The sequence below is a fragment of the Fodinibius roseus genome (assembly GCF_900129315.1).
Classification (GTDB): Bacteria; Bacteroidota; Rhodothermia; order Balneolales; family Balneolaceae; genus Fodinibius; species Fodinibius roseus.
The window spans coordinates 1-10,639 of sequence record NZ_FQUS01000047.1 but is presented as its reverse complement, the minus strand read 5'-3'; the positions used below and the strand labels follow the sequence as shown (position 1 = coordinate 10,639).

Genomic DNA, 10,639 nt, shown 5'->3' with positions numbered 1-10,639 from the left:
ACTTCACCTGTTAGGTGAATATACAAAAACTGGTAACTGCTTGTTATTAGTAAAGTTATATAACTAATTTTAAATTAACTCACGGATTCAGGTAAAGATTCAACCTTTGCAAAAGAGAAAATAAATAAAGCAATAGAGTTCTTTTCGTCGATTAATCCAGATTGTGGAACTTCCAGTTTAAAAGTTTATGGCTACGTTGGCTCCCCGAGATATTCTTCTTTCAGGTTTGGAAATGTTGCTTTACTTGCGCCATATTCTCACGAATCGAAACGAAAAGCAGTACCAACAATTAAATGTATTGAAGGGGATTCTGCTTTTAATTTTTTAATCGAAGAGTTTAATCAATTGCTCACGGAAGCAAAAAAAGAGGGACGTGTGTTCAACTAATCTATCACATTTTTTGAATCGACAAGCTTGGCATCAGCAACCATTAACTGTTCTCCCTAAGAACCATACTATGGGAAATAGTTTATATCAATATTTGTCATTAAAAATACCTCATCCTTTAATTAATTTCTTTTCAGATATTGAGCAAGTTATAGTAAGAGGAAATTATAAAATTTCAGCTACTTCAAGCCTTGAAAAACCGAACAAAATATTTAACGTCGAAAGACCAGTAGTAAATATTTCAAATTCAATTGCATATGTAAATTGCTTTCCTGGTTTTGATTACATTTTGCATTTTTCATCAGTCATTTCTTCCTATTTTGCACTACTAGGCGTCCCAATTAACATCAAACCTGAATACCCTACGAGAAAAAAATGTGAAACCGAATTGCGTAACTCTTTAAATTCATCAATTCCTAATGCTTCTACTATTGTATTAGGAAAAGTCGACTTTTTATCAGGTTTATCAAGTTCCACTTTGTGGAAAGGGCATGAACCCTTTTTATGGAAACCAGTTGATGGCTTTAATAATAATGCCATTCTGCTAGGTTGCAAACATACAATCTGGGGAGAAATTGCTGGAAGATTAGTCTCTTATTTATGTAAAAGGGGAGCTAATACAGTATTATATATAGGTAAATTAGGTTCCCTTGATTATCAAGACTTTCCTAATAGACTACTAGCTACAAGTAGCAAAAGCATACTACCTAATGGACAAATTATAGAATGGCAAAATTTATTTACATCTGCTAATAATTTAGTTATAAAAGCACCACATATTACTGTTCCATCTGTAATGCAAGAGACTAATGATTGGTTTAAGTTAGCCTCATTAAAAGCTAGATTTGTTGATCCAGAGATTGGATGGATGGCATTAGCTGCAAATAATCATAGTGCTAAATTTTCTCACCTACATATTATATCTGATAATCTTTCAAGTAGAAATTTTCCTTTCAACCTTTCAAATGAAAGAGTACCGAAGGCACTAGCATTGCGAAAAAAATTATATCATGAAATTTCACTTCAGATAAAAAAAGTTATTAAAAAGGTTGCTACATAATTGAAAACCACCTAACCCCTTCAAAAAGGAAAAAGTCAAGCAGATAGTCCTCACCTACCTTAGCATCGTATTACTCCAATAAATCCTTAGTTCAAACCTATCGCTGGCAACCGGTTTCGGTGATCACGGCCGGACTGCCTGCTGGCGTCCAAACCTATTCCTACGCGTAAAGCTTCGGATTGCATGTCTTTTCGGGCTTATTCTCCGTCAATGGACAGAAACTGTAGCTTCAGCGGAGCCACTATCCCAGATCTCTACCCGGCCAGCCAGCCTATTTCCCAATCCCGCGCCCGAAGTCCCCCTTAGGCGTTCGGGTTTATAGGCTGGGGCCAGCAGGTCCCAGAGGCGGCCCTTACCGGCTGCCCCTTAAATCCTTTATACCCTTGGTTCTTGGTCAGCATATGCCATACGCCTTTGGCCAGTTCCTTCCCGACCACGGCTCGGGCTATGGGCCGACCACTTCGGCGTTTAATCTTGCGATAGAATTTTTTCACCCCTTTGTAATGGGTATAGGCCGAGACCGCTGCTTGTCCGAAAGCCGCCCGCAGGTACTTATTGCCATCTTTGTTACCTGATTTATGCCGATGGGATCCCCCACTCCTTAGCTCCTGGTACCAACCGACAATAGCTGACAAACTGTCCCGCACTTGGATGTCCCCGATCTCGGCCATAATGGTCCAGGCGCGTACCTTTTCTAAGCCAGGTACGTCCATCAGACGCTCGGCGGCAGCCTCAAAAGGTACCTGCTTTTCAATCTCCTCCTCGATCCGGTGGATATGGCCCTGTAGCTGGCTGAGTTGGGCGATCAGCAACTCGGCCTGCCGGTTTGCTGCCGGAGGCAGCTTGGATTGGAGCCAAGTTTGCAGTTTATCCAGCTGCCGGCACTGGCTGTCTGTGATCTGCACGTTATATTTGATGGCCTGTCCCCACAGCGCAGACTGCAATTTCTCCCGCCACTGGATCATCCGTAGGCGTCCCCGCGTCAGCTCTCGTTTTATCTGATAGGCCTCTGGAATAAGGTCGGCCTGTAATAGCTCGGCCAGGGTCTTCGCACCGACTTTATCCGTTTTAACCTTCGCATAGCTAATCGCCTTGACCATCTTCGCGTGGGCCAACGTCAGGTCTACCCCGTTAGCTCGGCACCAGTCCGACAACCAATACCAGTTGCTGGTGCATTCAACGACCGCCCGGATGGGGACTTCCAAACCACCCAAAAAATCTTCCAGTGATCGCGTGCTCGTCAGCAGCTTCGCCTCTCGGATCACTTCTCCGTTGCTGTTAATCGCTACATTCACCATATTAGTTGTATGAAGATCGATTCCTACATAGGTCATGGGGTCCTCCTTAGTTAGTTACGGTTGATAATCGCTAATCTAAGTGAGGCCTCCTTTTTGGAAAGATCCCGCGCATTAAGGGGACGCACCTCGCCAGGGCTTGCCAACTTTTGGCTTTTTGTCTTTCCGTTCATTATTTAACAATTCAACATTTTTTCGTGCGTATTCTAAGAGTAAATCAAACAATTTTGATTGTTTCGTATTGACAAATATTAACGTATGGAGTTCCTCGATTGATAACTGCATATATACGATAAAGCAGCTTACAAATCACCGCATTCCTCACGCTTTGCGGATGTTTCCCTTCCGCGCACTTTCGGTTGTAATAAGCTCTTAGCTCCGGATCATACTGGATGGCTGAATGTACCCCATGCAATAGTAGCGTCTTCAGCCGTACGCAGCGCCACTTACTGACCCGATTGGGGCTCCTTTGCTGGCCAGACTGTTTGGGAAATGGGGCACTACCAACAAAACAAGCCACCTCTCGAGCGTTATCAAACCGGGTAAACCCTTCTGTGTATACCAACAGCCAACCGGCAATGATCGGACCGATACCTGGAATACTTGTCAACAAATCATATTGGCCTTCTTTAGTATTATACCGGCGAAGGAGCCTTCTAATCTTGCGATCAACCAGCTTCAGTTGCTGGGTCAATTGATCGTGATGGGATTGCATCTGATCGTTTATTTCACCAAGCTCCGCTACTTGGCTGGTAAGGGTGTTTGCTTGGAGACCATTGGCTAGTGCTGTTCGCATTTTCACTAGCTTTTCCCGCCATAGCAACCAACCGCGCAACTCCAATAACGCTTTGGATGGCAAATGACTTGGAACCAACCGATCCCGGAAGCGCCATAGATATTCAGCCAGGCGGCGGGCATCGATAGGATCCGATTTCCCTCGACGAATACCTAAGGAAAGCTGAACCTCAGCTGCCGAAACCACCACATAACAAATGGCAGACTGCTCTAAGATTGTGGCCAACAAAAGTCCGTATGACCCTGTATGCTCAAAGCAAACGACAAGCTCATCTAAACAGAACTTGGCTCGTTTCCATCGCCTTATCATTTTGTGGATCCCAATTGGGGTGTTTGCAGTCTGGCTGAATGTAAGCGACGTATTTTGAGCGTCGTTTACCTGCCAATCCAATTGTTGTTTCGAGATGTCAACACCGACATAATAGCTGGCTTCCATAAGATTTTCTCCAATATTTATGAGTGGATGATTGTCCGCTTACTGGATAGGACCAGCCACTATTACCTTTACGAGTCCGTTTGACTTATATTCTAACTAGTGCCTTCTGGCCTGAAGCCTACCGGGGACTCATACGCACGCTAGTTCTAAAGCTAGCACCTTATCTAGGTCACCCCGGCAGGTCCAGTTGCGGTTGATACTACTAAGATAATCAGTTATATATCTGAGAAGTAATCTAAAGGCACCTTATGCGCAATGTCGTTAGCGAGCTGAAAGTTTTCATTATTAAACTATCATCACAAAATGAATAAAATTGCTCAAGAAATTGCTCAAGAAATTTCTGATTACCGAAAAGGTAGTGGCATCAATATTGATGAACAGCATGTTTTAGATTGGGTCAAACAATTTGATAATTATGATCAAACATTTTTGCTCAAAGAGTTAAATCACATTCTTCCTGAATCATATATCTCTAGAGATGAATTTGTAGACGGAATAGGAGAAATTCTTGAATACCTGTCTGATCATTACAATTATCAATCAGTTGACAAATTTCTGGGTAATATTTGTTTTCTAGATTGCCAAGCCAATTTTAAAAGTCAATCGATATTATTAGATCATATAAATGATTATTTATTAAGCAAGTTTGGTTTTGGTATAGAAGATTGTGGAAGAGATGGGATAAAATACTGGATTTATTTTGACGATATATTAGCATCTGGGGGTACTTTCAGAAGAGACCTTGGGGAAAAAATTGATAATTTTGGTATTGATGAATTGTGTGATGATGGAATTAAAATAGTTGGTTTTTTCTTTTTTCTTCATTCGTGGGGGTGCTCTAATTCTAGGTTTATTCTAAAACAGAGATTTAATAATGAGGTAAATCTTAATTTAGACATCCATTACAGCTATAAAATTGAAAATGATCCAAGAATAAATGGATACAATCCAAGTCCTTCTTTCAATCATGTTTATCCTAAAAAAGATGAAGAAGTTGAAGAATGGAACGATTATTTAGATTCTTTTGACGAAGCTGACCGCCATCGGAAATATGCATATCGAAATTCTAATTTTCCTAAAGAAGAAAACTTTTACAGTTCACCTGAAAATCGAGATAGATATGAAAGAATCATTTTGAATAAAGGTTTAGAGATATTATCGAAGGTTCAGCATCTTGCAGCTTCAATAAGACCATTAGGGATGACTCCACCAAGCTACAATACTTTCGGAACCGGGAGTCATGCATTTACATGGAGAAATATATCTAATACCTGCCCCATTGTATATTGGTGGGAAAATCGAGGATGGAAACCTTTATTTCCAGTTGAAAATCGTGGATTATAAAAAAAATATACGATCTTACCGTAAAGACGAATGTATAACCTTCCGGAGCACTAAAGAGGCCTATGGTGCATTATCCAACATGGCTGGAGGTTTTCCAATAAAAATACAGAATACTGTTATAAGAACCTCCGAGGCTTTATATCAAGCTTTGAAATTTCCACGAAAAGAAAGGATTCAAAAAAAAATTATAGCAATGAAAAGCCCCATATTTGCAAAAAGAGTCTCAAGAAAACATCAAACCCAAGTCAGAACTGACTGGGAATCTATAAAATTCAAAGTTATGAGGCTTTGCATTGAATTAAAATTAATTCAAAATTTTGAAAAGTTTTCATACATACTATTATCTACGAATGATAAAGCAATTGTAGAATATTCTGATAAAGATAAAATATGGGGGGCATCATATGATGGTGAAAAGTATGTTGGCATAAATGCTCAAGGCAGACTCTTAATGGCTATAAGAGAGAATTTAAAAAAACAACAGTCAGAAGAATATATAATTAATCCACCCAGTATTGAGAACTTATTTCTTATTGGTGACGATATCTTAGAATTTGTATTTAATAATTATAAAACAGCTCGCTAACCAGCGCATTAAGCGGACGTGCCTCGCCCTACCCTGCCGGTTTTGGGTTATTCAATTTCTGCAGTACATTTTAATTTTTAAATCAACGTTGGCTTGCACGCAGCTTATGCGCAATGTCGTTATAGGTACTTATTTCTAATTCAATTTTATTTCATCATGGCAGAAGATCTTTACATTGATAACTTTCAAAGTATTAGAGCTGGTAATAATTGGTATAGGAATATTCAGTTTTTAGGTAAGGGCGGAAATGGTATTGCCTTATTAGTAACTTGCACAGGAGGTAAATTTAAAGGCGGTCTATTTGCTCTAAAACTTTTCTACAAAATTTCATCTGATGATAGAAGGGAAAAGTTTTTAAAAGAAATTCAATTTATGAAAAACCAATACCACTCATCTTTAATGAAGCATTATGACGAGGGCGAATTTAAAGAGAGACCTTTTGTCGTAATGCAATATTTGCCCCATACATTATGGGATGAAATAAAAAAGGGACCAATAAGTATTGGTAAAGGATTAGTTTATGCCTTACAATTATTATCAGCTTTGAAAGAATTGAATGAAAAAGAAATAGTACATAGGGATATTAAACCTCAAAATATTTTTATAAATAACTATCGTGCTCAATTAGGTGACTTTGGTTTAATAAAAAATTTAAAGTCAGACACTGATGACCCTATCGAGTTCAACGATTATATTGCTATGCCCTGGTATTACAGAACGCCAAATTTAGTTGCTTATTCAAATGGAGATGATGACCTAAGATTAGAATCGGATATATTTCAATTAGGTCTTGTTTTAGGTCATATGTTTGGAGGTATGAATCCCCTGAAAGAACCAGAAGATAAACTTGATCCCATAGAAATTGATAAGGTTGGTTACATTAAGGGTGATTATGGAACTGAAATTAAATCTATTATTAAGGATATGATCAAAATAGATATTGATGATAGAATCACTATCGATGAAGCACTAAATAGGTTTAATATAGTCTTTGAAAAATTTTCAAAGAGAAAGTTAAAATTGGATGGGCAATTATTCGAATCATAAGTACCTATAACCCCTTCAAAAAGGAAAATGTCAAGCAGGTAGTCCTCACCTACATCAGCATCTTATTATTTCAATAAATCCAATTTAACCTGTAGCTGGCAACCGGTTTTCGGTGATCACGCTCGGACTGCCTGCCGGCATCCAAACCCATTCCTACGCGTAAAGCTTCGGATTGCATGCCTTTTCGGGCTTATCTTCTGCCAATGGGCAGAAGTTGTAGCTCAAAACGAGCCACTATCCCAGATTTCTAACCGGCCCAATCCCGCGCACGGGCTCGGTGTCCCTCTTAGGCGTTCGTTTTGATTTCTTAGCGCCAAATAGTAAACTGATGATCCAATTTAAAATTGGATACGTGCGCCAATTATGTGCTGGGTCAATATATTCCGGAACATCATTAATGAATTCTAAAATGAGTTATTTTATTATATACACAATTGGATTTTTCGATGGGGATGAGTCGCTTTATACTTTTTTAGATGATAACCTTATTTCATTAAGAAATAGCCGTTGTTACAGCGGAGCATTTTTATTCTTTCAAACAAAGCTTGAAAAGAGAAAAGCCCAAATATTTTTAACGGCCAATGATTATGAGGTAATTAATGAAAGGAACAATAAGTTGAATATTATATTTTCAGATCCTTATGAAGAAAATAAATTAAACTTATTCTTTCTAAATACCGATTATTTAAAAGAGCAAGTATTAGGTTTAATTGAGATGGAATTAGATGGAAATAATAATTTTTCAACAATTCATGTTTATTTATTGAATTCAGATTCAAACAAAAATTATTACACACATCGAAAGAAATATGAAAATAGTAGCTTGATTGGTTCTCCCTCTTCCCCCATAGATATGTCAAATAATGATATTCAACCATTCTAATATTTAAAAAGGTATTGAAAAACCTATCATATCATGAATAACTATGAACACATATCAGAAGCCATCAAGCTTTTAAAAGAGAATGAAATCTTAAATGCTAAAGATAAAATAAAACTATTATTTGACGGTATACCTTGCTTGGTATGCTTCTTAAGAAAAATTTCAGATGAACAGAAGAAAGAATGGGATGAAATTTTTGGCTTAAAACAAGTTCACCACAAATATAATGGCTCTATTCCACTAAATAATCATAAAAATTACCATTCGATTAATTCTCAATTAAAAAACTTAAGAACTTATTATAACCATGTGATTACAAGTATTTTGTTGATTTGCGAAGAAAATTACGAAAAAGCCAATGAATTATTAACTAGAGTAATTGAACGCAATGAGCCATTTGACTGCGATATTGCATTATCTTTGAGAGCTTTAAATAAGGAAAATGACAGAATTACCAGGTTGAATGATATTCAAAGAGCTACAATATTAAATCCCTGCTCAAGGAATTTTAAACAATTGGCTAGTTTTTACGATAACGACCAGTTGTCTATATGGGATTACTACATGGAGTCAGCTTTGAGCAAGAATCCTCGCAATCAATGCGCGTTAAATCTGATGATTAACCGAATAGAAAAAATTAAGTTTAAAGGTAGCTATCCACTACTTAGGAAGTTTATAAATAGGTACAAAAAAATTATTGAAGAGGATGGGGAGCAATTTCCACTTATTTTAATTGCTACATGTTACTTAAGAAAAGCAGAATTTTTAAGCAAAACCTTAACTTCATACGATAATCATGAACCAATTGAACGACCACAAGAAAATGAGGAATTATCAAAGTTATATACTAGAGCATTAGATGTAGCAGAAAAAGGCAAGCAATTTTTTCCTAACATTAATCTTTATGATTCAATTTTATCTAAGATCCATTTAAATCTAAAGAATTTTGATTTGGCTCAGAAATATGCTTCTGATTATTTACAATTTTCACCAAATGATAAAGCGATACAAAAAGTAAAAAAATCCTCAAAACAATGGGAGTTCATCCATTTGTCTAAAGACTATTATCAAGAAGAAAAATACGACAAAGTAATAGAATTATTAGACGAAGCCTCTTATAATGATCTATGGGATAATTATGTTGAACAATCAAGATATAAAATAGAGAAATACAAGCTATCTGAAATTTATACTGAAAGCTTAATTAAAAGTAACAATCCAGATTTTAAGCTAAAAGAAGAAGATTACTTTAAAAAGATTAAGCAGTTGCGAGAAGGTTATAATGAAAAAAAAGACAACAGCATAACAGAAGATGAAGAAAATGCCTCAAGCATTAAATTATATTATCCTCAAACAGAATTTAGTTTTGGGAAATATAAAGGAAATACCCTTGGTGAAATTTTAAATAAGGATTCACAGTACATTTATTATTGCATAAATAATCTATTCCATTTTGCTGTAGGGTTAAGTTTGTTATCTACTAACAAAGAGTTAGAAAACGAAAATTATTTTGTAGCATTAGAACGTAATTATATTAAAAACATAATTTCTGACCTTTATATACCTGACAAGCCTACCTTGGATAATAACTATGATGGACAAGCCATTTCAAGAAGTATGGAGGGCGATTGGGGTGGTCTACATGGAGAAGAAGCGAGTATTGGATATTGGAATACACATTAAGTCTTAATTAAAACTCATAATTCGTTTATAAGAAGACTACGCTATATTAAGTGCTTCAAGGCTTATAGGCTGAAAGCTTGGTTGCCAATTATAAGAGTAGAAAACTAACTCCTTCCGGCCTCACAACTCACTACGATATCTAACGCCGAATGAGTACATTCAGAAACAGGTTATAACTGCCCAAGTCGCTGGTTTAGTTTTTCTAATGCAACCGAAAGATTTATTTTTTTAAGGCGAACCCGGTACTTACCATTGAAAAGGATACCTCCGCGCGGTTGGGGATGAATCGTCCAACGCCATGCCCACAGTTCCTCTTTGAGCTCTTTCCAGCTAGTAGCCTTCTCTAGTATAGGCCGGGCTTTCCATTTGGCTAGGGTTAGAGGATGTTTTCGTGAGGCTTTTTCATCAACGATGGCCAGATGTTGTTTGTACTGCTTGGGATTTTCAGGTATAGTCCAATCATCTCTTTCATTCAAATATTTGTCTAAAGCTCTTAACCGTTCCTCCCGGGTGTCAAAATATCTGAGACTTTCATCATCAAGAACCAAAGAGTATGGAAAATAAGGCTTTATCGAGCTGGTGGTTTGTTTATGAGTTGTCCACCCCATAATCTTTTTATAAACAGGTACCGCATTTATCGTGTAATATCGCTCAGCAACAAGATCTTGGTGGCTATCAGTTTCTTCGAAATAATTTTCTGGTCGATAGTATTGCTGTTGATTGGATCGAAGATGATATCCTGAAATATAAGCCGCCCATCGCCAGGCCTTTAATAACTTCAGGGCATCCCCTGAGGTATAGGTGGACACGGTTGATTCCAATATTATTAAATCTGGATAGACATTTAGCACTCCCTTAAGTTCACGAAGCCACATCGACAGATTACCTTTATTTCGGAAAGCCTTATTAGTAAAATCACTGACTTCCTCAAAAGGATCTTTTGCTGCTCCAATGTAGCATGACGGTTTAGTATGGTCGTTATATTTCTCTGCAAGCAAGGGGTTGAAGGGCTCTTTGAGCATATAAATTGAAGTAGTCACGATGAAATCTGACAGTTTAGTTAGATTAGGAGATGCAACCAACTAATCACTAAACCCAGATTCACCATGACTACCCAAGATAA

At 37.4% G+C, this 10,639-nt stretch carries 9 protein-coding genes; 6 read left to right on the top strand and 3 right to left on the bottom strand.

Features of this window, described 5'->3' with window-relative positions:
• The first annotated feature begins 400 nt into the window (after positions 1 to 400).
• Positions 401 to 1,447: a hypothetical protein gene (locus tag BUB16_RS21305; protein ID WP_139240407.1), complete on the top strand. Its 1,047-nt coding sequence runs from the start codon at positions 401 to 403 to the stop codon at positions 1,445 to 1,447.
• Between the two features lie 302 nt (positions 1,448 to 1,749).
• Here the strand turns inward: BUB16_RS21305 and BUB16_RS20715 are convergent, their stop codons facing one another.
• Complete coding sequence (locus BUB16_RS20715) at positions 1,750 to 2,781, bottom strand: IS110 family RNA-guided transposase (RefSeq protein ID WP_084088490.1); 1,032 nt, start codon at positions 2,779 to 2,781, stop codon at positions 1,750 to 1,752.
• A 178-nt stretch (positions 2,782 to 2,959) separates the two neighbouring features.
• Entirely contained in the window at positions 2,960 to 3,973 is a 1,014-nt protein-coding gene (locus BUB16_RS20710) for an IS110 family RNA-guided transposase (protein WP_073068721.1), read from the bottom strand.
• A 303-nt stretch (positions 3,974 to 4,276) separates the two neighbouring features.
• Here BUB16_RS20710 and BUB16_RS20705 point away from each other — a divergent pair, with 303 nt between their 5' ends.
• The 5 genes from BUB16_RS20705 (at position 4,277) to BUB16_RS20685 (ending at position 9,516) form a co-directional block, all read left to right on the top strand.
• Entirely contained in the window at positions 4,277 to 5,317 is a 1,041-nt protein-coding gene (locus tag BUB16_RS20705) for a phosphoribosyltransferase-like anti-phage protein (RefSeq protein ID WP_073068718.1), read from the top strand.
• A complete protein-coding gene (ybiA, locus tag BUB16_RS20700; protein ID WP_170864485.1) occupies positions 5,307 to 5,903 on the top strand; it encodes a riboflavin biosynthesis intermediates N-glycosidase in 597 nt (198 codons plus the stop codon). Before BUB16_RS20705 ends, ybiA begins: the two co-directional genes overlap by 11 nt.
• Positions 5,904 to 6,059: 156 nt before the next feature.
• Positions 6,060 to 6,950, top strand: coding sequence for a protein kinase domain-containing protein (locus tag BUB16_RS20695; protein WP_073068714.1), 891 nt, complete (start codon positions 6,060 to 6,062; stop codon positions 6,948 to 6,950).
• Between the two features lie 328 nt (positions 6,951 to 7,278).
• The gene (locus tag BUB16_RS20690) at positions 7,279 to 7,833 is read left to right on the top strand and encodes a hypothetical protein (RefSeq protein ID WP_139240406.1); all 555 of its coding nucleotides are present in this window, start codon (positions 7,279 to 7,281) and stop codon (positions 7,831 to 7,833) included.
• Positions 7,834 to 7,866: 33 nt separating this feature from the next.
• Entirely contained in the window at positions 7,867 to 9,516 is a 1,650-nt protein-coding gene (locus tag BUB16_RS20685; RefSeq protein WP_073068709.1) for an exodeoxyribonuclease X C-terminal domain-containing protein, read from the top strand.
• Positions 9,517 to 9,686: 170 nt separating this feature from the next.
• Here the strand turns inward: BUB16_RS20685 and BUB16_RS20680 are convergent, their stop codons facing one another.
• The gene (locus BUB16_RS20680; RefSeq protein ID WP_139240405.1) at positions 9,687 to 10,556 is read right to left on the bottom strand and encodes a hypothetical protein; all 870 of its coding nucleotides are present in this window, start codon (positions 10,554 to 10,556) and stop codon (positions 9,687 to 9,689) included.
• Positions 10,557 to 10,639 lie beyond the last annotated feature (83 nt).